Raw genomic sequence first — 23,165 nt, forward strand, 5'->3', positions numbered from 1 at the left:
TGGATAAATTTGAAGAACTGTGGGAACCCGCGGCGGAGAAAACCCAGCCGGCCTCTGCGCAGTAATTTTTACCCAAAACACGCCGCAGCCCAATTGCGGCGTGTTGTCTTTTACTCTCGCTTCAGCCGTTTGGAATTACACAGCCACAGGGTGATCACCAGCAGCAGGATCGCCGCAGAATAGATCAGCACATCCATCGGCGCTTTATGATCGACAATGATCAGCCGCACAATCGCAGTGATCCCGATATAGACAAAGTAGCGCAGCGGAAAGTGAAAACCTGACTGAAAGTACTTCACAATCAGCGCGATAAATTCAAAGTAGAGAAAGTAAACCACCAGCCCTTCCACCAGTTCATACTTGCTGGTTTGTTCCGGCGCGAACAGCACATCCGCCAGATGCAGCGTTTCTTTCCCGAGGAATACGACCAGGATCAGGCCCAGACTCAGCAACCCCAGATTCAACACGGTCTGTAAAATAGTGGAGATAAACTCCACGCGCGGACGAGATAGCGACGTCATAACAGCACCTCTTACTCAGTGGCAAGGTTCCTGTATAACGCAAAAATGTGACAGAGATCTACATTTTTTGTTTATATTTTGTGCAAGAAAGGTCAGCAGGGAATGATGTATGTCACGACACATTTCACAGGATGAATTATGCAGCTCAGACAATCCGCTGTTCGCAACGTTACCTGCGGTGAGAACGTGGTGATCTATGAACCCGCAAATATCTACGACTGCACATTGGGTGACAACGTTTTTGTCGGACCATTTGTTGAAATCCAGGGTAATACGCAGATTGGCGCAGACAGCAAAATTCAGTCGCACACCTTCATCTGCGAATATGTCACCCTCGGCGCTCGCTGTTTTATCGGTCACGGCGTGATGTTCGCCAACGATATGTTTCGCGAAGGAAAACCCAATGCCGACCGCAACAGTTGGGGACGTATTACGATTGGCGACGATGTCTCGATCGGCAGCGGAGCGACCATTCTGGCGGTCACTATCTGTGATGGCGTGGTCGTCGGCGCGGGAAGCGTGGTGACCAAATCGATCACCGAGAAAGGCGTGTATGCGGGAAATCCGGCAAAATTATTACGTCGTTTATAGAGCCGGATAAGCGCAAGTCCCATCCGGCCATCTATCAGCGGAAGTTTTCACTCCTGTCGCTGGTCATGTCGTACAGACCAAACTTACGTCCAAGCTGCTGGCCGCCATCGCGTGTTAACGGCGTCCAGCCAATCGCCGCACGGCTGCGGGTTGGGCCTGACGAGAACAGATCCAGCGGCACAGAAACGTACACCCCTTTGGTAAAATCACCCTCTCCGTACTCATCCGGCGAGGCGTCGGTGATGGTCGCATAACCACCCACCACTACGCCGCTGTCAAAGCGTTTCGCCACTTCCAGCGTTCCTCCCTTATCCCCCGCCAGATACTGCCCCACGCTGGCTTTCACCAGTACATCCTGGGCGAACGAAGGATTCCAGTAAGCCGTCAAATGCCCGGTCTTCACGCTGTAGTCGGTGAACTTCATCATGTCCTGCGCGCTACGCCAGTCACGCTGTTTCACGTAGTTGGCGTCAACACCAAACGCCCAGTTGCTGTCCAGCGGGCGATACAGCACTTCTGCCCCCGCTCCGCCGTACATAGTTTCCAGATAGCCCCCGTAAACCTGTCCGTAGAACCCATTTCCGAGTGACTGGAAGTAGTTGGCCTGCAGGTTATTCACGTAGACATCGTTTTGCACATACTCACGCACATGGGTACGCACGCGTGGTAAATGCGAATCCTGCGGCGGGTTGGTGTAGTTAAACTTGTCATAGTTATTGGCGAGGTTGGCGAACAAACTCCCGGTGGTCAGCAGATGATCGGTAACCCACAAATCCGCCGTTCCCATCACGCCCAACTGATACATATAGAAGTTTTCCGGGCCGCCCACCGACTGATTTAGCACCGGATCGATATGGAAATTGAAGCGTGACTTATCAATATACCAGCCCTGCTCGGTCGTTTTCGGTACCACGGGCTCGACGCGTTTTTGTGCCAGTTGAGTTTCATGGCCCAACGGCTCGCCTTCCAGATGGCGCTTGAGGCTGGAAACCTCCGTTTCGGTCGTCACCTGCGGCAAGTTAAGGCGGTTTTCCGTAATGCGGATCGTGCGGATCCCATCGGGAAGATCGTTCATCACGATCCGGTTAGCACGTTCGATCCCTTCGCGCGAATCACGGTATTTCACCTGTTCACCCGTCACATACAGCGTATCGCCCTGCACCTGAATTTTAGGATCCGCCAGCCCGGCATTATATTTCAGCAGCGTTAACTGATTCGCCACCACCGAATGTTGCAGGATGGCATCCTGCGGCTGTGGTTGATATTTCGGGCGGGTATTGTCGTTATAGTTTGGTCGCAGATCGTTAAAGTTAGTCCGCAGCGTGACCCCAAACATCAAGGTGTTCCCGCGCTCATAGCTGAGGTTAACGTCGGCCCAATCGGTGACGCGATAAATAGCGCCGACGTTAAACTTGCTCTTCTGATCCAACTTGCCGGCAAAATCCTGCTGGTAATTATTACCTTCATACTCCAGTTTCAGGCGCAGCGGCTGCCAGGGAGTCTGATACTCTACGCCGCCAAACAGCGACGCCGGGCCGTGGAACATCTGGCTACCGTCAATAGAACCGGCCTGCTTGTAGCTGTTATCGCGATGGCAGAATTTATCACTGTATGAGCAAAACGGATTGCTAACGTTGCCGCTGGTCCCGAGATATCCCCAGCCAAGGCCGAGAGAGAAATCAAACGGGCCCCAGGCTTTGTTCGCCACCACATACTCCGCATCAAACAGGCCGGTACCACCGATATCCCGCGCGCCAACCGCCACCTGCGGCATCCAGTAGCTCTCTTCCCACAGGCGAAGTTTGAGATCAAAAGCCTTATCTTTATAAGTCTGATCGCCAGAAAACGACTCCACGCCGCTGTATTTTTTGGTACGCACATCGGTATAGCGCAGGGTGGTTTCCAGCCAGGGGAAGAGTTGTACCGACGCAGAGTAGTAACGGTATTGATCGTTATCGCGGTAGTTAAGGCTCATTTCGCCTTCACGCGCCATGCGTGCGGTTGGGGTTTGCAGCAGTCCCACGCCGCCAAAATCGGACTGGGAAGGTCCAATGGGCGCGGGCCAGGTTTCACCGTGGCAGGCAATGCTTACGCCCAGCGCCAGTAAGCTGAGCAGATAAGTTTTTCTCATTATTCGGGTATCCGCTGGGTCAGGGTGCGAAGAATGTCGGCATTGATTTCATCCGGGGTGCTGCGCCAGACAGCATCAGAGAGCCCGACAAAAATGATGCTGCCGGGCATCGGCTCAACGTGACGTTTGTTCCAGTAGGCGACCGGGATTTTTTGCGTGCGTCCGTCGGGATAGATGACCCAGGCGTAGCTACGATCTGCGCCGCTGAGCCGACGTTGCTCATCGAGATAGCTGGCGATATCGCGCCCGGGTATAAACGGTTGTTTACCCGGATGACTTAGCAGGCCAAACAGCGTTATATCCGTTGGCTGCGGTCCGACCCACAGCGTGTAATTGCCCTGCAACGGCGGGTTGCCTCGCTCACTGACGCGCACAACATCCGGGTCGAGATTAATCTTCTGTCTGCCGGTCACTTTCAGCGCCTGAATTTGTTGGCGTAATGCGTTGATAGCCGCGGCATCGTCACCACTTTCTTCAGCGCTGAGCATCGCCAGACGAGCCAGTAATGCCTGCTGCTGACGCTCTGCTTCCGTCGTTGCCCGCTCTTCGCTGATAACCGCTCCTGGCCACCAGCTATTACTCAACCGCGGCTGCCCAACCAGGTCGAGCAGATGTTCGGCCCCGGTCAGCGTCTTTGGCTCTTCGCTGGCGGAGGTAAAGACCTTAACGCTACCCGCAGCAAAAACTGACGCTGCGCTCAGGCTCAATAGCAGCGCCACAACGGCTCGTTTCATCATGATTTTGCCGCCTTAATCAGCGTGGTTTTCACCGGGAAGTAACGTGCGCCAAGATACTGTTCCGATTGGCGAATCTGCCCTTCGCTGTCGATCCAGTAGCGGTTATGCCAGCGCGTTTGATCGGTGGTGACTTCTTCGTCAAGGATTCGTACTGGCGTATCTTCGCTACCAACCTTAATGGTGTCAGTGCCATCCCATTCGAAAACCGAGCGGGCGGTGGCATAGCGCACCTGCTGATGTTCGGTCCAGCCCATCGTGCGGGTCCACGTTGCCCCATCGACTATCTGGTTTGGTTTGATGAGCGGATCTGCCGCGAGATTATTCACCTCGATCAGGTTATCCCCGCCGAGATGCGTTTTCACCATGCGCCCAGACTGCGTGACGAGAATGGCCCGATCCTGAGTCACCCATTTCTGCTGTCCGTTTTCCGCGAACGCGAGTACCACAAACAGTTGTGGGCCGCCGTTGAGCTGCATGTACTGGCTGGCGTAGGGCATGTTTTTGATTTCATCGTCCGTCATCTGTACGCCGGGAGTACCAAACACGCTATCCCATAGCGAATGACCCAGCCCTTCGGTGGTGGCTGAGCACGCCTGTAATAACAGGCAAACCATTATCAGCGCTGGTCGCTTCACGACATTTCTCCGCAGCGGCAAAATAACCACACCGAAGTGTGGTTAGAATTAAACGTACCGGTATTACTGGGTACTGGTAGTTGTGGTGGTTGTGGTTCCGGTGTTAGAACTATCGCCGCCACCGGTTGCCGCAAGGGCAACCCCCACCGCAGAACTTACGGTGCTCACGCTGGTTGCGGAGGAACTTCCTGCCGAAACCGACGCGGCAGCCGACCCTGCAGCCTCACCCACCTGAACGGGGGCGGCATAGACAGAAGTCGCCGCAAGCGCAGATATAGCCCAAAGGCCATACAGAACTTTTTTCATCACAAATTCCCTTCATTGTATGAATGGAGATTTACCCAAAAGAATTTCGGGCGAGATCGAGTATACACAAGCCAAAGTGTGCAAATTACGCCAGGCGGGAATTTAGGATAATTAGATAGCAAGAAATAAAATGATTAACGGCAGATAATTAAATCAATACAATCATAAAGTTAAAATATAAAAACAAAAACACAACATCCGGTAATTCTGAAAAAACCAGAAACACGATAACGTTGAATGAATTATTTTAGGATTAAGCTCAATAAAGGTGTAAAGCAAAAACGTAGATATTCGGGAGCCAGATTATAAAAAAAGCCGATATTAATATCGGCTTTTTTATAAGTAATCTGCAAATTCATTCGAATTGCAACAAGGCGGCAAGATCGTTAATCCCCGGGAGCATAGATAGCTATGTTACCGGGGTTAACGAACGCAGCCAACAGCGCTGCAGCTCGAAGGAAGAAGCAGATTAACGCCAGGACTTATAACGGTTAATCAAACCGTTAGTTGAGCAATCATGGCTGGTGATTTCTTTATCATCATTCAGCTCTGGCAGAATGCGATTCGCCAGCTGTTTGCCCAGCTCAACGCCCCACTGGTCAAAGGTGAAGATATTCAGGATCGCGCCCTGAGTGAAGATTTTGTGCTCATACAGCGCAATCAGCGCACCCAGGCTGAACGGTGTGATTTCGCGCAGCAGGATGGAGTTAGTTGGACGGTTACCTTCGAACACTTTGAACGGCACAACGTGGTCAAGCGTTGCCGGATCTTTACCCTGGTCGCGGTATTCCTGCTCAACCACTTCACGAGATTTACCAAAAGCCAGCGCTTCGGTCTGAGCGAAGAAGTTAGACAGCAGTTTCGGATGGTGATCCGACAGCGGGTTGTGGGTGATTGCCGGAGCGATGAAATCGCACGGAACCATTTTGGTACCCTGGTGAATCAGCTGGTAGAACGCATGCTGACCGTTAGTACCCGGCTCACCCCAGATGATTGGGCCTGTCTGGTAATCCACCGCATTGCCGTTACGGTCAACGTATTTACCGTTGGATTCCATATTGCCCTGCTGGAAGTAGGCCGCGAAACGGTGCATATACTGGTCGTACGGCAGAATCGCTTCGGTTTCAGCACCGAAGAAGTTGTTGTACCAGATACCGATCAGCGCCAATAGCACCGGCAGGTTTTTCTCCGCCGGAGTGGTGGAGAAGTGTTTGTCCATGGCGTGCGCGCCAGAAAGCAGCTCAACAAAGTTGTCGAAGCCCACAGAAAGGATGATGGACAGACCGATTGCAGACCACAGGGAGTAACGACCGCCAACCCAGTCCCAGAACTCGAACATATTGGCGGTATCAATACCGAACTCGCCAACCGCTTTACCGTTAGTGGAGAGCGCTGCGAAGTGCTTGGCAACGTGCTTGTTGTCGCCAGCGGTCGCCAGGAACCAGTCGCGCGCGCTGTGGGCGTTAGTCATGGTTTCCTGAGTGGTGAAGGTTTTGGAAGCGACCAGGAACAGCGTAGTCTCCGGATTCACTTTCTTCAGCACTTCGGCAATGTGCGTACCATCGACGTTAGACACAAAATGCATGTTCAGGTGATTTTTGTACGGGCGCAGCGCTTCGGTCACCATGAACGGGCCGAGGTCTGAACCGCCGATACCGATGTTCACGACATCAGTAATGGCTTTACCGGTATAGCCTTTCCAGCTTCCGGAGATAATCGCTTCAGAGAAGGATTTCATCTTCTCCAGCACCGCATTCACTTCCGGCATCACATCTTTGCCGTCAACGATGATTGGAGTGTTGCTACGGTTGCGCAGCGCCACGTGCAGCACGGCACGGTCTTCAGTGCGGTTAATTTTCTCACCGGAGAACATGGACTTGATGGCGCCTGCCAAATCGGTCTCTTTCGCCAGATCCTGCAGTTTAGCCAGCGTCTCTTCAGTGATGCGGTTTTTGGAGAAATCCACCAGCATCAGATCGTCAAACGTCGCGGAAAATTTAGCGAAACGATCGCTATCTTTCGCGAACAGATCCGCGATAGTAACGTCTTTCATCTCTTCAAAGTGTTTTTGTAGTGCCTGCCAGGCTGAGGTCTGCGTTGGATTGATGTTTTTCATTAGCAATACTCTTCTGATTTTGAGAATTGTGACTGAGATCGATTGTAACGCCAGTCACAGAAAAGTGTGATTGTTTTAATGCCATCGCCCTTGTATCCATCGAACCAGGGTAAAAAGTATAGATGTTATAAGCGCTGTTACTGAACGGAAACGCAGCATGAAAAATCCGCATAATCCCAGCGTTGACAGTGCAAGCTACACATTTTATTTATAAATACGGTATTTGCATTTGCGCCTGCACCGGTTTTCGTTCTGCCTTATGTGCCATGGTCGCTCTATTCATTCCCTGACACGAGGTAGTTATGACTGATGTAGTTGTCTCCAAGTTTGGCGGTACCAGCGTGGCGGATTTTGATGCCATGAATCGCAGCGCTGATGTGGTGCTTTCTGATGCTAACGTCCGTGTAGTGGTACTTTCCGCTTCCGCTGGAATTACCAACCTGCTGGTCGCACTGGCTGAAGGGCTGGAGCCAACCGAGCGCTTCGAAAAACTCGACGCCATTCGTCAAATTCAGTTCAATATTCTGGAACGCCTGCGTTATCCAAACGTAATTCGTGAAGAGATTGAACGTCTGCTGGAAAACATCACCACGCTGGCAGAAGCGGCGTCACTGGCGACCTCAACCGCCCTGACCGACGAACTGGTCAGCCACGGTGAACTGATGTCTACCCTGTTGTTCGTCGAAATCCTGCGTGAACGCAACGTACAAGCGCAGTGGTTTGACGTGCGTAAAGTGATGCGCACCAACGATCGTTTTGGTCGCGCAGAACCCGACGTCGCGGCGCTGGCTGAACTGGCAACGCTTCAGTTGGCCCCGCGTCTGAGCGAAGGTCTGGTAATCACTCAGGGTTTTATCGGCAGCGAAGGCAAAGGCCGCACCACCACGTTGGGGCGCGGCGGTAGCGATTATACAGCCGCCCTGCTGGCCGAAGCGCTGCACGCAACGCGCGTCGATATCTGGACCGATGTTCCAGGCATTTACACTACCGATCCGCGCGTTGTTCCTGCAGCGCAGCGTATTGATGAAATCGCCTTTGAAGAGGCCGCGGAAATGGCGACCTTTGGCGCGAAAGTGCTGCACCCGGCAACCCTGTTGCCGGCCGTACGTAGCGATATCCCGGTATTTGTTGGCTCCAGCAAGGATCCAAAAGCAGGCGGTACGCTGGTCTGCAATAAAACCGCGAATCCACCGCTGTTCCGTGCGCTGGCGCTACGCCGTAAGCAGACGCTGCTGACGCTGCATAGCCTGAATATGCTGCACTCTCGCGGCTTTTTAGCAGAAGTGTTCGGCATCCTTGCACGCCACAATATCTCGGTAGATTTAATTACCACATCTGAAGTCAGCGTAGCGCTGACGCTGGATACCACCGGCTCAACCTCCACCGGCGATACGCTGTTAACGCAGTCTCTGCTGATGGAACTGTCTGCCCTGTGCCGGGTTGAAGTCGAAGAAGGCCTGGCGCTGGTGGCGTTGATTGGCAACGACCTGTCCAAAGCCTGCGGCGTGGGTAAAGAGGTATTTGGTGTACTGGAGCCGTTCAACATCCGCATGATTTGCTACGGCGCGTCCAGCCATAACCTGTGCTTCCTGGTGCCCGGTAGAGAAGCCGAACAGGTGGTACAGAAGCTACATCATAATTTGTTTGAATAATATTTCATCACGCGATAAACAATAACTATAGCCGGGCTCGAACCCGGCTTTTTTATAACAACACAACACATTTCAATCGCAAGGAAGATAACATGCTCGCTACTCTCACGCGGCTGTTCCCGTTATGGGCGCTGCTGCTCTCTGTTATTGCGTATTACACCCCCTCCACCTTTACGCCTGTCGGGCCATTCGTGCCGTCGTTGCTGATGCTGATCATGTTCGGCATGGGCGTTCACCTGAAGGTGGACGACTTTAAACGCGTACTTTCACGCCCCGCACCGGTCGCGGCGGGTATTTTCCTGCACTATCTGGTGATGCCGCTCGCCGCATGGATTTTGGCGCTGGCATTTAATATGCCGCCGGAACTGTCGGCAGGGATGGTGCTGGTCGGTAGCGTCGCCAGCGGAACCGCATCGAACGTCATGATCTATCTGGCAAAAGGTGATGTGGCGCTCTCCGTGACTATTTCATCGGTTTCAACGCTGGTCGGCGTTGTCGCCACGCCGCTGCTGACACGGCTGTATGTCGACGCGCATATCCAGGTGGATGTGATGGGTATGCTGCTGAGTATTCTGCAGATCGTGGTCATTCCGATTGCTTTGGGACTGGTCATTCACCATCTGTTCCCACGCGTCGTAAAAGCCGTGGAACCGTATCTGCCGGCGTTTTCTATGGTGTGCATCCTGGCGATCATCAGCGCCGTCGTGGCGGGTTCCGCCTCGCACATTGCGTCTGTCGGCTTTGTGGTGATTATCGCCGTGATCCTGCATAACACCATTGGCTTGCTCGGCGGCTACTGGGGCGGAAAACTGTTTGGTTTCGACGAGTCAACCTGTCGTACGTTGGCTATTGAAGTGGGCATGCAGAATTCAGGGCTTGCCGCTGCGCTGGGCAAAATCTACTTTGGCCCGCTTGCGGCGCTGCCCGGCGCGTTGTTCTCGGTCTGGCATAACCTTTCCGGTTCGCTGCTGGCAGGTTACTGGTCCGGTAAACCGATTGAAGAAAAAGAACGCCGCTAATTGGCGGCGGCAGGCCGGATAGCGGCTAACACCTTATCCGGCCTACCCAGCCTCTGCACTTTGCCGTACACTGCGGATATCGGCTAACAGAGGGCACCCTTATGGCACTCCCCCGCATTACCCAAAAAGAGATGACCGAGCGCGAACAGCGTGAACTGAAAACGCTGCTCGACCGCGCGCGCATTGCGCATGGTCGACTGCTGACCAACGCTGAGACCAACAGCATCAAGAAAGAGTACATCGATAAACTGATGGCCTTGCGCGAAGCAGAAGCTAAAAAAGCCCGCCAGTTGAAGAAAAAGCAGGCTTATAAACCGGATGCGGAAGCATCATTTTCCTGGTCAGCGAATACGCCAACGCGCGGCAGACGTTAACGCCCTTTCTTCTTACGCCCCGGCGAGGTAAAACGCTTCCCGTTTGCCGCCGGGCGCGATTTCTCTTTCTCTGCCGATTTTTCGATTTTCACCACCGGGCGCTTAATGCCTGCGGTTTTTGGCTTCGCTTTCGCCTTCGGTTTGGCTTCTGAGGACGAGTTCTCAATCAGCTTGAACAGGTCGATCAGTTCGTCATCCGTCAGGTCGCGCCATTCACCCAGCGGCAGGCCGGACAGACCAACGTTCATGATACGTGTACGCTCAAGCTTAGTAACTTCATAGCCAAAGTGCTCGCACATACGACGGATCTGGCGGTTCAGCCCCTGAATCAGCGTGATGCGAAACACAAACGGCGCTTCTTTCTTGACCTTACATTTCTTGGTAACGGTGCCAAGGATTGGCACACCGGCACTCATCCCACGGATAAAGTCATCAGTGACCGGCTTATCTACCGTCACCAGATACTCTTTTTCGTGATCGTTACCGGCACGCAGGATTTTATTCACCAGATCGCCGTGGTTGGTCAGAAAGATAAGTCCCTGGGAATCTTTGTCCAGACGACCGATTGGGAACACGCGCTTGCTGTGGTTAACGAAATCAACAATGTTGTCGCGTTCGCTGTCTTCAGTGGTGCTGACAATCCCTACCGGCTTGTTCAGCGCGATAAAAACCAGATCTTCCGCTTCACGCGGCTCAATCAACCGACCATTCACTTTTACGACGTCGCCAAGCATCACCTGATCGCCAATGGTGGCGCGTTTACCATTCAGGAAGACATTCCCTTGTTCGATAAAGCGATCCGCCTCGCGGCGCGAGCAGATTCCGCTTTCACTGATGTATTTATTTAATCGGATGGATGAGTCGGGCAGCATAATTTCTCCTTTGACAGCGAAATATACCCTACCTTGCGGGGGATAAAAAAGCAGAGCGTGAAAATGTGCTATCGCATCTGATTACGTAATGCCTGCGGGCTGATACCAAATCGTTTTTGAAAGTGGTAACGCAAAGAGTTTGCGCTGCCGAACCCGGTTTGCTGCGCGATCTGCTCAATACTGATATGGGATGTATTGAGCGCCTGCTGCGCACGGTTTAGCCGTTCATTCATCAGCCAACGTGCGGGAGTAAGCCCCGTTGACTCCTGAAATCGCCGCATCAACGTTCGGGGACTCATACCGACCTGGCTGGCCAGAGCGTCAAGGGTATGCTTCTGCGCGATATTGTTATGTAACCAGTCAAGCAAAAGACCAAAACGCTGGCTTTCCCGACTGCGGGCAACAGGACGCAGTTGCTGCTGAGTCTGGCTGCCATCCCTGTGGGGCTGCAGCACCAGGCGACGGGCCACGTTATTGGCAATCTCAAGTCCAAAATCAGTGCGCACCACATGCAAACATAAATCAATCCCTGCCGCACTACCTGCCGAAGTGAGCACGTCGTGGTCACCGACATACAGGACATCTTCCACGACGTTGATGGCGGGAAAGCGTCGCTGGAGTTCACTGACGTAACGCCAGTGCGTCGTCGCCTTACGGTCATCCAGCAAACCTGCCGCAGCCAGAACAAATACACCAGAACAGATAGAGATGACTCGACAACCGCGTTGATGTGCTTCACGAAGCGCATCGCATAATGCTTCCGGGACCGGTGAGCTCACGTCACGCCAGCCAGGAATGACAATAGTGTCTGCTTCCTGCAGCAATTCATATCCACCGTCCACCACGATACGAACCCCGCCAGTTGCCCTTAATTCACCTTGATCAACCGAAGCCACGGCAAAACGATACCAGCGCTCTCCCAGTTCAGGTCGCGGAAGCCCAAAAACTTCCACTGCGACGCCAAACTCGAAAGTACATAGCCCGTCATAAGCGAGTGCAACGACCAACGGGCGAGAAGATGTTGTCATGATCCTGGCGGAATCTGTCATGGTCAGAGGGTGTTTCGAGGTTAATTTTTTGATGAGATAAGAGGTAACACAACAGCTGATTTCACCACAAGAGAAAACAACAATATGAGTACCGTAACTGATATTCCAGCCGCTTCATCTGCACAAGCTATCGCCCATTTCCAGCAACGTCTGAATATGGAGACGGATTGTTCTGACGTTCATTCCGCGATGGCTGCTGACGACAAAGATTTTGTGCTTTTACATGTAGTGGGGAGTGCAGAGAGTTTTTCCCGTTGTCATATCCCTGGCGCGATTCATCTTCCCCATCGACAGATAAATACGGAATCCTTGAAAAAATGGCCACAGGACACACTGTTTGTCGTCTATTGCGCTGGCCCACACTGTAACGGGGCCGATCGCGCGGCGCTGAAGTTGGCGCAGCTAGGTCGACCGGTGAAAATAATGATTGGTGGTATTAAGGGCTGGGAGGACGAAGGCCTGGCGTTTGCCACTACGCAAAAGGACGCTGTTTCAATAGATTGATCGTTGTTAAGTCCGAACGGGCTTTTCCAACAGGAGGTTGTGGTTAACCCGTTCGACTTTTCCCCCCTTCCAACATCGTGAGCCATATCAGTAAGGCGTTACGCTGATAGTGGTAGCATTAGCGCGGTTTGTAATTTTCTGATTACATGGAGAAATGATGGAACTGCTTTTATTGAGTAACTCGACGCTGCCGGGCAAAGGCTGGATGGAACATGCGCTACCGCTGATTGCTGAGCAGTTGAATGGTCGCCGTACGGCGGTGTTTATTCCGTTCGCTGGCGTGACGCAAACCTGGGATGAATACACGGCGAAAACGGCAGCCATCTTTGCGCCAATGGGCGTCAACGTTACTGGCATTCATACCGTTGCCGATCCGATCGCTGCCATTGAAAACGCAGAGCTGGTGATTGTCGGCGGGGGTAACACCTTCCAGTTACTGAAAGAGAGCCGCGAGCGCGGACTGCTGGCGCCGATTGTGGATGTCGTCAAACGCGGTGCGCTGTACATCGGCTGGAGCGCAGGTTCTAACCTCGCCTGCCAGACCATCCGCACCACCAACGACATGCCGATTGTCGATCCAAAAGGTTTTGATGCCCTGGGTCTGTTCCCGCTGCAGATTAACCCACATTTCACCAATGCGCTTCCGGAAGGCCACAAAGGCGAAACGCGTGAACAGCGTATTCGCGAGCTTCTGGTTGTGGCACCAGAGCTGACGGTAATTGGTTTGCCGGAAGGAAACTGGATTAAGGTGAGTAACGGCCAGGCGGTTCTTGGCGGTCCGAACACTACTTACGTCTTTAAAGCGGGTGAAGACGCGGTTGCCCTCGAAGCAGGTCACTGCTTCTAACCGACGTTGCCGGATAACGGCATAAATGCCTTATCCGGCCAACCGGTCCACCTCACTCAATAATCGTCGCGCTCATCGTCCTCATCCGGCTGTTCCAGCACGCTATAGGCCACGGAACAAAACAGCGAGTTCAGACGCTGCATATCGCCCAGCAGCGCCAGGTGCAAGGAGCTGGTCTCGATGCTCTGCACGTTCTGCTGATGCAGACGGTCAACGTGCGCATGCGAATACCGACGGTTGAGAATACGGAAACGGTGCTTGCTACGGCGCAGACGACGGGCGCTGGTCACGTCACCTGAGAAGAACACCGACATCGCCAGCTGCAGATTGCTGAGCAGCTGATCGAAGAGCGCATCCAGCTCTTTCAATCCTTCCACGGAGAATGCGCGACGAGCAGCCAGCGACTTATCCGCTATCTCACTGCCCATACGTTCGACAATATCGGAAGCCTGCTCGAGGTTAAGCGACATTTCGATAATCTCCGCCCAACGGCGTGATTCCTCTTCCGCCAGTTCATCCTTTGGCATCCGCGCCAGATAGAGCTTGATTGCCGTGTATAGCACGTTAATGTCGTCCGCCATCCTGCGCAGCTCTTTCTCTTCACGCGGCTCGCCGTGCATCACCTTCTTCAGCCCGTCCATCATCTGCTCCATCGCGTCGCCGATGCGCAGAGCTTCACGAGCGGCATTGGCCAGGGCCAGCGTCGGCGTATCCAGCGCACTGACGTCCAGATGCTTGGGCTTCAGATGCGCATCCAGCTCCGGCTCATCGCGGATGATGCGCTTACAAAAACGCGCCATCGGTTCTGCAAACGGCACCATCGCCACGCAGCGCACCAGGTTGTAGAAGACATGGAAGTAAATAACCAGTTCAGATTTCGGCAGCGGCAGTTCATCCATCAGATTTGCCAACGGATGAACAAACGGCAGGATAATCAGGCTTCCCACCAGCTTAAACAGCAGGCTACCGAGCGCCACACGGCGGGCGGCGGCGTTAGCGGCGCTGTTATTAAGCATCGCCAGCAGGCCAGAGCCGAGGTTGGCGCCAATCACCAGACACAACGCCACCGGGAACGAGATAATTCCTGCCGCGGTCAGCGTTGCCGTCAGCAGCACCGCCGCAAGGCTGGAGTAACTGATAATCGCGAACATAGCGCCAATCAGCGCATCCAGCATGATATCGCCGGTGAGCGAGGCGAAAATAACCTGTACGCCGTTAGCCTGGGTGATCGGTGTTACCGCCTGCACAATCAGTTCCAGCGCCAGTAAAATCAACCCCAGTCCAATACCAACCCGCCCCAGTTGCCCCACACGGGACTGCTTACGTCCGAGAAAGAAGATCACGCCGATAAAAATCAGCAGTGGCGACAGCCAGGAGAGATCGAAGGTCAGGATACGCGCCATCAGCGCGGTCCCGACGTCGGCGCCGAGTACAATCACCAGCGCAGGGGTGAGCGCGACGAGGTCCTGCGCGACAAACGAGGTCACCAGCATGGTGGTGGCGTTGCTGCTTTGTACCAGCGCCGTCACGCCGATACCCGCACAAAAGGCGAGCGGCTTCTTTTCAACACTACGGCTGAGTACGGTACGCAAACGGGCGCCGAAGACGCGCATCACGCCGGTGCGCACAATATGCGTACCCCAAACCAGCATAGAGACAGCAGAAAGCAGGTGTAACAGAGTTAGCACGGAATCAGGTTCTCCTTATCGTTATATGTTCCTGAGGTTCATAGCGATGACATAACACCTGATGACGCCACGCTTATCAGGCCTACAAAAATATGCCAGTAGCCGGATAAGGTGTTTACGCCGCCATCCGGCAAGCAGTACCGATGAACGTTCTTTCAGTATAAGGGTTTAAACGTAATAAAGAGACAAGGCACTCATTGAGTGCCTTGTTTGTTGTAAATAAAGATGACAGTTTTGTGAATCAGTCAGCGTCATAACCCAGATTAGGCGCTAACCAACGTTCGACTTCCGCCACGCTCATGCCTTTACGGAAGGCGTAATCTTCAACCTGATCGCGCTGGATTTGCGCCACGGCGTAGTACTTGCTGTCTGGATGACTGAAATACCAGCCGGAAACCGACGCACCTGGCCACATCGCGAAGGATTCGGTGAGCTTCATCCCGGTGTGCGCTTCTACATCCAGCAGTTCCCAGATGGTGGCCTTTTCGGTGTGTTCCGGGCAAGCCGGATAGCCCGGTGCCGGGCGAATTCCCTGGTAGTTTTCGCGGATCAGTTCCTCGTTACTGAGGTTCTCATTCGCCGCATAGCCCCAGTAGACTTTACGCACGCGCTCGTGCAGATATTCCGCGAACGCTTCCGCCAGGCGGTCGGCGATCGCTTTCACCATGATCTTGTTGTAGTCGTCATGCTGGGCTTCGAAGGCGTCCGCCAGTGCATCTTCCTCCAGACCGCCGGTAACTGCGAAAGCACCGATGTAATCCGCTTTGCCGCTCAGTTTCGGCGCAACAAAGTCAGACAGGCAGTAGTTGGCGAAACCGACTTTTTCCGTCTGCTGGCGCAGGTGATGACTGACGTTGATGACGTGCGTACGCGTCTCGTCACGGTAAATCTCGATGTCGTCCCCCACGCGGTTAGCCGGGAACAAGCCCACCACGCCGCGCGGATTCAGGGTTTTCTCAGCGCTGAGTTTATCCAACATGTCATTGGCGTCTTTGAACAGACGTTTCGCCTCTTCTCCCACCACCTCATCTTCGAGGATACGCGGGTATTTCCCGGCCAGCGACCAGGTCATAAAGAACGGCGTCCAGTCGATGTAGTTGCGCAGCGTTTCGATGCTGGCTTCAACACTCTGTACGCCGAGGCGGTGCGCCACCGGCGGCGTATAGTTTTCCCAGTCGAAGGCCAGATCGTTGTCGCGGGCAGCCTGTAACGTTACTGGTGGGGTCCGCGGTTTCTTACGCGCATGCTGGATACGCACGGTTTCGTACTCTTTACGCGTACGGGCGACAAAGTCATCGCGCTGAGTGTCAGAGAGGAGTGCGGCGACTACGCCAACGGTACGCGAGGCGTTCTGCACATAAACCGTCGGACCACTGTAGTTCTGCTCTATTTTCACCGCCGTGTGCGCTTTTGAGGTGGTCGCGCCGCCAATCAGCAACGGAATAGTGAACCCCTGACGCTCCATCTCTTTCGCCACGTTGACCATTTCGTCCAGCGACGGGGTAATCAGCCCGGAAAGACCAATCAGATCGGCATTCACTTCACGTGCCGTTCTGAGGATTTTCTCCGCTGGCACCATCACGCCAAGATCGACGATTTCGTAGTTGTTACATTGCAGCACCACACCAACGATGTTTTTGCCGATATCGTGCACATCGCCCTTCACGGTCGCAATGACCATCTTACCGTTGCTGGAGCCTTTCTCTTTGCTGGCCTCAATGTACGGTTCGAGGTAGGCTACCGCCTGCTTCATCACGCGGGCGGATTTCACCACCTGCGGCAGGAACATTTTTCCCTCGCCAAACAGATCGCCAACCACGTTCATCCCGTCCATCAGCGGCCCTTCAATCACCTCGATCGGACGCGCGGCCTGCTGGCGAGCTTCTTCAGTATCCTGCTCAATAAATTCGGTAATGCCTTTCACCAGCGAATATTCGAGGCGCTTTTTCACGTCCCAACTGCGCCATTCCGCCATCTGGGCATTGGCAGTGTCATCAGTTTTGTTACCGCGATATTTCTCAGCCAGCTCCAGCAGACGCTCGGTGCCATCGTCACGACGGTTGAGGATCACATCTTCAACCGCATCGCGCAGCTCGGCGGGCAGGTCGTCGTAGATCGCCAGTTGTCCGGCGTTGACGATCCCCATGTCCATGCCGTTGCGAATGGCGTAGTAAAGGAATACCGCGTGAATGGCTTCACGAACCGGGTCGTTACCACGGAAGGAGAATGACACGTTGGAGACGCCGCCGGAGATCAGCGCGTGCGGTAGTTCGCGTTTGATGTCCTCACAGGCGCCGATAAAGTCCTGGGCGTAGTTGTTGTGCTCATCAATCCCGGTCGCGACCGCAAAGATGTTCGGGTCGAAGATGATGTCTTCCGGCGGGAAGCCTACCTCTTCGGTAAGAATTTTGTACGCCCGCCGGCAAATCTCAATTTTACGCGCTCGGGTGTCGGCCTGCCCCTGCTCGTCAAAGGCCATCACCACCACTGCGGCACCGTAGCGTCGCAGCAACTTCGCGTGGTGGATAAAGGTCTCAACCCCCTCTTTCATCGAGATGGAGTTAACGATGCCTTTACCCTGAATGCACTTCAGCCCTTTTTCGATGACGTCCCATTTTGAGGAGTCGATCATAATCGGCACGCGGGCGATATCCGGCTCACCGGCGATAAGGTTTAGAAAACGCACCATCGCCGCTTCGGCGTCGAGCATCCCCTCATCCATGTTGATATCGATAATCTGTGCGCCGCTTTCCACCTGCTGACGGGCGACATCCAGCGCTTCGTTGTATTTCTCTTCTTTGATCAGTCGCTTAAATTTCGCCGAACCGGTGACGTTGGTACGCTCGCCGACGTTCACAAACAGGCTATCGTCGCCAATATTCAACGGTTCAAGGCCAGACAGACGGCAGGCTACCGGGATTTCCGGCAAGCGGCGCGGCGGCAAGCCTTCCACTGCGCGGCTCATCGCGGCGATGTGTTCCGGCGTGGTGCCGCAGCAGCCGCCGACCACGTTGAGGAAGCCCGCTTGCGCCCACTCGCGTATTTGCGCCGCCATGGTGTCGGCATCGAGATCGTATTCGCCAAAGGCGTTCGGCAACCCGGCGTTCGGGTGCGCGGTAACGTAGCATTCGGCAATGCGCGACAGCTCCTGCACGTACTGGCGCAACTCGTCCGGGCCTAAGGCGCAGTTCAGACCGAAGGTCAGCGCATCGGCGTGGCGCAGTGAGTTATAGAACGCTTCGGTTGTCTGACCGGAGAGCGTACGCCCGGAAGCATCGGTGATGGTGCCGGAGAGCATAATCGGCAACTCAACGCCCAGCGCTTCGAACTCGGTTTTAACCGCGAAAATAGCGGCTTTGGCGTTCAGGGTATCGAAGACGGTTTCAATCAGGATCAGGTCGCTGCCACCTTCCACCAGCGCTTTGGTGGATTCACGGTAGGCGGCCACCAGCTGATCAAAGGTAATATTGCGGTAAGCCGGGTCGTTGACGTCAGGCGAGATAGACGCCGTACGGTTGGTTGGGCCGAGCACGCCCGCGACATAACGCGGTTTTTCCGGTGTGCGTGCCGTCCATTCGTCTGCCGCTGCGCGCGCCAGTTTGGCTGCCGCAAAGTTGATTTCCGCCGACAGGGATTCCATCTGGTAATCCGCCATGGCGATAGTCGTGGAGTTAAAGGTGTTGGTTTCGATGATATCCGCGCCCGCCTCAAAATAGGCGTTATGGATGGCGGCGATCACCTCAGGTTTGCTGAGCACCAACAGGTCGTTGTTGCCTTTCAGATCGCACGGCCAGTCGGCAAAGCGTTCGCCGCGGAAATCCTCTTCGCTCAGACGATATCCCTGGATCATGGTGCCCATACCGCCGTCCAGCACCAGAATACGTTCATTTAACTGCTGACGTAATTGTTCAACTTTGCTGCTCACACTCGCTCCCGACAACGCTCAACCAGACCGAAAAAAACTCAACAGACCATACTGGCACAAACCTGAGAGGTGGAAAAGAGAACAACGGTCAACATGAGACATGTTCAGCTTCACTCATCCGATCAGTACAGGAATTCTTGCATTATAATTGAATAAAACGAAAATGATTTCCACGATACAGAAAAGGAGTCCGCCATGGTTGCCACAATCCCCGCGAAACGCGGTAGAAAACCCGCCGCTGCTACCACGCCTGCAACCGGGCAGGTTCAGTCTCTGACCCGCGGCCTGAAGCTACTGGAGTGGATTGCGGAATCCAACGGCAGCGTGGCGCTAACCGAACTGGCACAGCAGGCCGGCTTGCCAAACTCCACGACTCACCGTTTGTTGACCACCATGCAGCAGCAAGGATTTGTCCGTCAGGTGGGTGAATTAGGCCACTGGGCCGTGGGTGCGCATGCGTTTATCGTCGGCAGCAGCTTTTTGCAAAGCCGTAATTTGCTGGCGATTGTCCACCCGATCCTGCGCAAGCTGATGGAAGACTCCGGTGAGACGGTAAACCTTGCCGTGCTGGATCAAAGCGACCATCAGGCCATTATTATCGACCAGGTGCAGTGTACCCAACTGATGCGCATGTCCGCGCCTATCGGCGGCAAACTGCCGATGCACGCCTCCGGTGCGGGTAAGGCGTTTTTATCCCAACTGAGTGAAGAACAGGTGACTGGCCTGCTGCACCGTAAAGGGCTGCACGCATACACCCACGCCACGCTGGTGTCGCCGGTGCATCTGAAAGAGGATTTAGCCCAAACGCGCAAGCGCGGCTACTCCTTTGATGATGAGGAGCATGCGCTGGGTCTGCGCTGCGTGGCGTCGTGCATTTATGATGAACACCGCGAGCCGTTTGCCGCTATTTCCATCTCCGGGCCCATTTCGCGCATTACCGACGATCGAGTGACCGAGTTTGGTGCCATGGCGATCAAAGCGGCGAAAGAAGTCACGCTGGCATACGGCGGATTTCGTTAAGAAAGGGTTGCCGGGCATCAAGCCGCAAATCTGATGCAAAACCGCTGTTTGCGCCGGTAGGCGTAAACATCTTCCACGTGTCCTTCACGGATCCGCGTTTGCAGACCTCTCCAGTAGTCGGCACTGAACAGGTCAGCATGCATCTCTTCAAATAGCGGCCCGATACGCGGGTCAGCGCATAGCCAGTGACGAAACTCTTCCGGGAAGACATCCCCCGGCGATACGCTATACCACGGTTCAGCGCTCATCTCATCTTCCGGGTAACGCGGCGGCGGGATATGACGGAAATTCACCTCCGTCATGTAGCAAATTTCATCGTAGTCGTAGAACACCACGCGCCCGTGGCGAGTCACGCCGAAGTTCTTAAACAGCATATCGCCGGGGAAAATATTGGCGGCGGCCAGCTGACGAATGGCATTGCCGTACTCTTCAATAGCATCGCGCAGTTGCTGGCCTTCGACCTGCTCCAGCCAGATATTCAGCGGCACCATCCGTCGTTCGATATACAAATGGCGAATGACAATCTGCTCGCCGAGATCGGTAATTTTTTCCGGGGCTTCCTGTAGCAACAGCGCCATCAGCGACGGATCGATTTGCCGTTTATCCAGCACAAAGTTCTCGAACTCCTGAGTATCAGCCATCCGCCCGACACGATCGTGCTCCTTGACCAGTTGATAACAGGCGCGGACGTGGGCGGCCGACATCTCTTTTTGCGGCGCAAATTTGTCTTTGATGACTTTAAAGACGCGGTCGAAGCCTGGCAGGGTAAATACCAGCATCACCATGCCGCGGATCCCCGGCGCTTCGATAAATTGCTCATCGCAATGGGCAAGATAGAGCAGATATTCGCGGTAACTTTCGGTCTTCGCGTGTTTCTGACAGCCGATCGCCATATACAATTCAGCGGTGGTTTTACCGGGCAGGATCTCGCGCAGCCACTCCACTAACGCGGCGGGCAGTGGGGCGTAAACCATAAAATACGAGCGGGCGAAGCCAAACACGATACTGGCTTCCGCCGTCGTGGTCAGGCAGGTATCGACAAACAGTTCACCCTCGTCAGTACGGTGAATTGGCAGTAAAAACGGCAGCGTCCCGGAAGGGGTATTCAACTTACCGACCAGCCAGGCGGCCTTGTTGCGATAAAACAGTTCGTTCGCCACCTGCAAATGACTGCGCTGCAACACATCCGCCCCCAGCGTTTCGGTCAGGTGTTCGATGATGTAGTGGATATCCCGATGTCTGTTCTGCCACGGCAGACGCAAGGGCAGATCGCTGAGGACGCGCGTAAGCAGCCACTCCCAGCCGGTATCGGGAAAAAAGTCTTTCGCCAACGGGCGTGGGATCGTGCGAAAACGGCGCTCTGGCTGAGAGCTGAAAATAAACAGTCGCTCGGGAGTCAGCGAGCGGTGGTCAAATAACCGGCAATAGACGGAGTTAAAGAAACTCTCCGCAATCTCGAAGCGCGGGTAATCTGGCAATAGCCGGGTGTAATGCTCTTTCACGCGAAGTAAAAAATCCGCGTCGGTACTTTTGCCGTCAGTAATGCAGCGCAGTTGCTCCACCACCAGACCCACATGATGATCGTAAAGGTGGATACGGCTTTTCATCGCCTGCTGAACCGCGTGCCAGTCGGCATGTTCAAAACGCTGCTGCGCGCCGGATGTCACTTCCAGAAAACGCCCGTACTGGGCGTCGAAACCTTGCAAAATCGTCTGAGCAATCAGTAATTCCAGGCCACGCGTCATCAATTTCTCCCATCCGGCACAATGTCATGCCGGATGGCGCGTTCGCTTATCCGGCCTACATCCCTTCGTAGGCCCGGTAAGCGCAGCGCCACCGGGCATTGATCAAAACTGCGATTCTTCAGTCGAGCCGGTCAGCGCGGTCACTGAAGAAGTGCCACCCTGAATGATGGTGGTTACTTTGTCGAAGTAGCCTGTCCCTACTTCCTGCTGATGGGACACGAAGGTGTAACCATCTTTAGCCGCCGCAAATTCCGGCTGCTGAACCTTCTCAACGTAGTGGCGCATGCCTTCACCCTGCGCATAGGAATGCGCGAGGTCGAACATGTTGAACCACATGCTGTGAATACCCGCCAGCGTAATGAACTGGTATTTGTAACCCATATCGGACAGCTGTTGCTGGAAGCTGGCAATGGTTTTGTCATCCAGGTTTTTCTGCCAGTTAAACGATGGCGAACAGTTGTAGGCCAGCAGTTTGCCTGGGAATTTCGCATGAATAGCATCGGCAAAGCGCTTCGCCAGTTCGAGGTCCGGCGTGGAGGTTTCACACCACACCAGATCCGCATACGGTGCGTAAGCCAGACCACGGCTGATCGCCTGCTCAATGCCCGCATGCGTACGGTAGAACCCTTCGCTGGTACGTTCGCCAGTGATGAACTCGCTATCGTATGGGTCGCAATCAGACGTAATCAGATCGGCTGCGTCAGCATCGGTACGCGCAATCACCAGCGTCGGAACACCCATAACGTCTGCAGCCAGACGGGCTGCCACCAGTTTCTGGATAGCTTCCTGAGTCGGCACCAGGACTTTGCCGCCCATGTGACCACATTTTTTCACCGATGCGAGCTGATCTTCGAAGTGAACGGCCGCTGCACCAGCCTCAATCATCGATTTCATCAGTTCAAACGCGTTCAGTACCCCGCCAAAACCCGCTTCCGCATCGGCAACGATCGGCAGGAAGTAATCCACATAGCGCGGATCGTTCGGCTCAATACCGGTTGACCATTGGATCTGATCGGCACGACGGAATGTGTTGTTGATCCTGTCCACCACCGCCGGAACGGAGTTCGCTGGATACAACGATTGATCCGGATACATGCTGGACGCCAGGTTGGCATCTGCCGCCACCTGCCAGCCTGAAAGGTAGACCGCTTCAATACCAGCTTTCGCTTGCTGCAGCGCCTGACCACCAGTCAGCGCACCGAGGCTGTTGATATAACCTTTCTTCGATTCGCCGTGTAGCAGACGCCACATTTTCGCCGCGCCAAGCTGCGCCAGCGTGCATTCCGGGTTGACCGAGCCACGTAATTTCACCACTTCCTCCGCGCTATAGGGGCGGGTGATGCCTTCCCAGCGCGGTTGAGTCCATTCTTTCTGTAATTCTTCGATTTGTTGAGTACGGGTTTTCATGTGCAGATGCTCCATTAGGATAAATT

General features: G+C 54.3%; 19 protein-coding genes. 7 read left to right on the forward strand and 12 right to left on the reverse strand.

Features of this window, described 5'->3' with window-relative positions:
* Positions 1-110 precede the first annotated feature (110 nt).
* Positions 111-521, reverse strand: coding sequence for a phosphate-starvation-inducible protein PsiE (psiE, locus tag HV350_RS23110; protein WP_003031674.1), 411 nt, complete (start codon positions 519-521; stop codon positions 111-113).
* Between the two features lie 135 nt (positions 522-656).
* On the opposite strand from psiE, the gene HV350_RS23115 reads away from it, so the two are divergent.
* On the forward strand, positions 657-1,112 hold the full coding sequence (locus tag HV350_RS23115) for an acyltransferase (protein WP_181630684.1): 456 nt from the start codon (positions 657-659) through the stop codon (positions 1,110-1,112).
* 34 nt (positions 1,113-1,146) lie between these two features.
* Here HV350_RS23115 and HV350_RS23120 read toward each other — a convergent pair whose 3' ends face one another.
* From HV350_RS23120 to pgi, 5 genes are all read right to left on the reverse strand, one after another.
* Positions 1,147-3,243, reverse strand: a complete 2,097-nt coding sequence (locus tag HV350_RS23120) for a YjbH domain-containing protein (protein ID WP_181629393.1) — start codon at positions 3,241-3,243, stop codon at positions 1,147-1,149.
* A complete protein-coding gene (locus tag HV350_RS23125; protein WP_181629395.1) occupies positions 3,243-3,980 on the reverse strand; it encodes a capsule biosynthesis GfcC family protein in 738 nt (245 codons plus the stop codon). Before HV350_RS23125 ends, HV350_RS23120 begins: the two co-directional genes overlap by 1 nt.
* Positions 3,977-4,615: a YjbF family lipoprotein gene (locus HV350_RS23130; protein ID WP_046275310.1), complete on the reverse strand. Its 639-nt coding sequence runs from the start codon at positions 4,613-4,615 to the stop codon at positions 3,977-3,979. The genes HV350_RS23125 and HV350_RS23130 overlap by 4 nt, the downstream gene beginning before the upstream one ends.
* 63 nt (positions 4,616-4,678) lie before the next feature.
* Complete coding sequence (gene yjbE / locus HV350_RS23135) at positions 4,679-4,921, reverse strand: exopolysaccharide production protein YjbE (RefSeq protein ID WP_181629397.1); 243 nt, start codon at positions 4,919-4,921, stop codon at positions 4,679-4,681.
* Positions 4,922-5,390: 469 nt separating this feature from the next.
* Complete coding sequence (gene pgi / locus HV350_RS23140) at positions 5,391-7,037, reverse strand: glucose-6-phosphate isomerase (RefSeq protein ID WP_016155434.1); 1,647 nt, start codon at positions 7,035-7,037, stop codon at positions 5,391-5,393.
* 302 nt (positions 7,038-7,339) lie between these two features.
* On the opposite strand from pgi, the gene lysC reads away from it, so the two are divergent.
* The 3 genes from lysC to HV350_RS23155 all read left to right on the forward strand — a co-directional run bounded on the left by lysC (position 7,340) and on the right by HV350_RS23155 (position 10,082).
* On the forward strand, positions 7,340-8,689 hold the full coding sequence (gene lysC / locus HV350_RS23145; RefSeq protein ID WP_181629398.1) for a lysine-sensitive aspartokinase 3: 1,350 nt from the start codon (positions 7,340-7,342) through the stop codon (positions 8,687-8,689).
* A 92-nt stretch (positions 8,690-8,781) separates the two neighbouring features.
* Entirely contained in the window at positions 8,782-9,708 is a 927-nt protein-coding gene (gene panS, locus HV350_RS23150) for a ketopantoate/pantoate/pantothenate transporter PanS (RefSeq protein ID WP_019077880.1), read from the forward strand.
* 101 nt (positions 9,709-9,809) lie between these two features.
* The gene (locus HV350_RS23155; protein ID WP_003826541.1) at positions 9,810-10,082 is read left to right on the forward strand and encodes a DUF3811 domain-containing protein; all 273 of its coding nucleotides are present in this window, start codon (positions 9,810-9,812) and stop codon (positions 10,080-10,082) included.
* On the opposite strand, the gene rluF is transcribed toward HV350_RS23155, so the two are convergent.
* Positions 10,079-10,954: a 23S rRNA pseudouridine(2604) synthase RluF gene (gene rluF, locus HV350_RS23160; protein WP_181629401.1), complete on the reverse strand. Its 876-nt coding sequence runs from the start codon at positions 10,952-10,954 to the stop codon at positions 10,079-10,081. The genes HV350_RS23155 and rluF overlap by 4 nt on opposite strands.
* A 68-nt stretch (positions 10,955-11,022) precedes the next feature.
* Positions 11,023-12,003 carry a transcriptional regulator FtrA gene (gene ftrA, locus HV350_RS23165; protein ID WP_016155330.1) on the reverse strand — a complete coding sequence of 327 codons (981 nt, stop codon included), beginning with the start codon at positions 12,001-12,003 and terminating at the stop codon, positions 11,023-11,025.
* Between the two features lie 84 nt (positions 12,004-12,087).
* Between ftrA and HV350_RS23170 the strand changes: the two genes are divergently transcribed.
* Positions 12,088-12,507: a rhodanese-like domain-containing protein gene (locus tag HV350_RS23170; protein WP_016155329.1), complete on the forward strand. Its 420-nt coding sequence runs from the start codon at positions 12,088-12,090 to the stop codon at positions 12,505-12,507.
* 157 nt (positions 12,508-12,664) lie between these two features.
* Positions 12,665-13,354 (forward strand): dipeptidase PepE, encoded by a 690-nt coding sequence (gene pepE, locus HV350_RS23175; protein WP_016155430.1) that lies wholly within the window; start codon positions 12,665-12,667, stop codon positions 13,352-13,354.
* 56 nt (positions 13,355-13,410) lie between these two features.
* Here pepE and HV350_RS23180 read toward each other — a convergent pair whose 3' ends face one another.
* A complete protein-coding gene (locus tag HV350_RS23180) occupies positions 13,411-15,042 on the reverse strand; it encodes a Na/Pi cotransporter family protein (protein ID WP_016155327.1) in 1,632 nt (543 codons plus the stop codon).
* 241 nt (positions 15,043-15,283) lie between these two features.
* Positions 15,284-18,967 carry a methionine synthase gene (gene metH / locus HV350_RS23185; protein WP_181629403.1) on the reverse strand — a complete coding sequence of 1,228 codons (3,684 nt, stop codon included), beginning with the start codon at positions 18,965-18,967 and terminating at the stop codon, positions 15,284-15,286.
* A 195-nt stretch (positions 18,968-19,162) separates the two neighbouring features.
* Between metH and iclR the strand changes: the two genes are divergently transcribed.
* Positions 19,163-19,987, forward strand: coding sequence for a glyoxylate bypass operon transcriptional repressor IclR (gene iclR / locus HV350_RS23190; RefSeq protein WP_047357748.1), 825 nt, complete (start codon positions 19,163-19,165; stop codon positions 19,985-19,987).
* A gap of 17 nt (positions 19,988-20,004) precedes the next feature.
* Here iclR and aceK read toward each other — a convergent pair whose 3' ends face one another.
* Positions 20,005-21,732: a bifunctional isocitrate dehydrogenase kinase/phosphatase gene (aceK, locus tag HV350_RS23195; RefSeq protein WP_016155324.1), complete on the reverse strand. Its 1,728-nt coding sequence runs from the start codon at positions 21,730-21,732 to the stop codon at positions 20,005-20,007.
* Positions 21,733-21,834: 102 nt separating this feature from the next.
* A complete protein-coding gene (gene aceA / locus HV350_RS23200) occupies positions 21,835-23,139 on the reverse strand; it encodes an isocitrate lyase (protein ID WP_016155323.1) in 1,305 nt (434 codons plus the stop codon).
* Between the last annotated feature and the right edge of the window lie 26 nt (positions 23,140-23,165).

Source organism: Citrobacter sp. RHBSTW-01013, assembly GCF_013781985.1.
GTDB lineage: Bacteria > Pseudomonadota > Gammaproteobacteria > Enterobacterales > Enterobacteriaceae > Citrobacter > Citrobacter braakii.

Coding starts and splice junctions, on each gene's coding strand:
- yjbE (WP_181629397.1), bottom strand. CDS start 4,921: ATGAAAAAAGTTCTGTATGGCCTTTGGGCTATATCTGCGCTTGCGGCG.
- HV350_RS23155 (WP_003826541.1), top strand. CDS start 9,810: ATGGCACTCCCCCGCATTACCCAAAAAGAGATGACCGAGCGCGAACAG.
- aceA (WP_016155323.1), bottom strand. CDS start 23,139: ATGAAAACCCGTACTCAACAAATCGAAGAATTACAGAAAGAATGGACT.
- iclR (WP_047357748.1), top strand. CDS start 19,163: ATGGTTGCCACAATCCCCGCGAAACGCGGTAGAAAACCCGCCGCTGCT.
- HV350_RS23120 (WP_181629393.1), bottom strand. CDS start 3,243: ATGAGAAAAACTTATCTGCTCAGCTTACTGGCGCTGGGCGTAAGCATT.
- panS (WP_019077880.1), top strand. CDS start 8,782: ATGCTCGCTACTCTCACGCGGCTGTTCCCGTTATGGGCGCTGCTGCTC.
- HV350_RS23170 (WP_016155329.1), top strand. CDS start 12,088: ATGAGTACCGTAACTGATATTCCAGCCGCTTCATCTGCACAAGCTATC.
- lysC (WP_181629398.1), top strand. CDS start 7,340: ATGACTGATGTAGTTGTCTCCAAGTTTGGCGGTACCAGCGTGGCGGAT.
- pepE (WP_016155430.1), top strand. CDS start 12,665: ATGGAACTGCTTTTATTGAGTAACTCGACGCTGCCGGGCAAAGGCTGG.
- ftrA (WP_016155330.1), bottom strand. CDS start 12,003: ATGACAGATTCCGCCAGGATCATGACAACATCTTCTCGCCCGTTGGTC.
- HV350_RS23125 (WP_181629395.1), bottom strand. CDS start 3,980: ATGATGAAACGAGCCGTTGTGGCGCTGCTATTGAGCCTGAGCGCAGCG.
- pgi (WP_016155434.1), bottom strand. CDS start 7,037: ATGAAAAACATCAATCCAACGCAGACCTCAGCCTGGCAGGCACTACAA.
- rluF (WP_181629401.1), bottom strand. CDS start 10,954: ATGCTGCCCGACTCATCCATCCGATTAAATAAATACATCAGTGAAAGC.
- psiE (WP_003031674.1), bottom strand. CDS start 521: ATGACGTCGCTATCTCGTCCGCGCGTGGAGTTTATCTCCACTATTTTA.
- aceK (WP_016155324.1), bottom strand. CDS start 21,732: ATGACGCGTGGCCTGGAATTACTGATTGCTCAGACGATTTTGCAAGGT.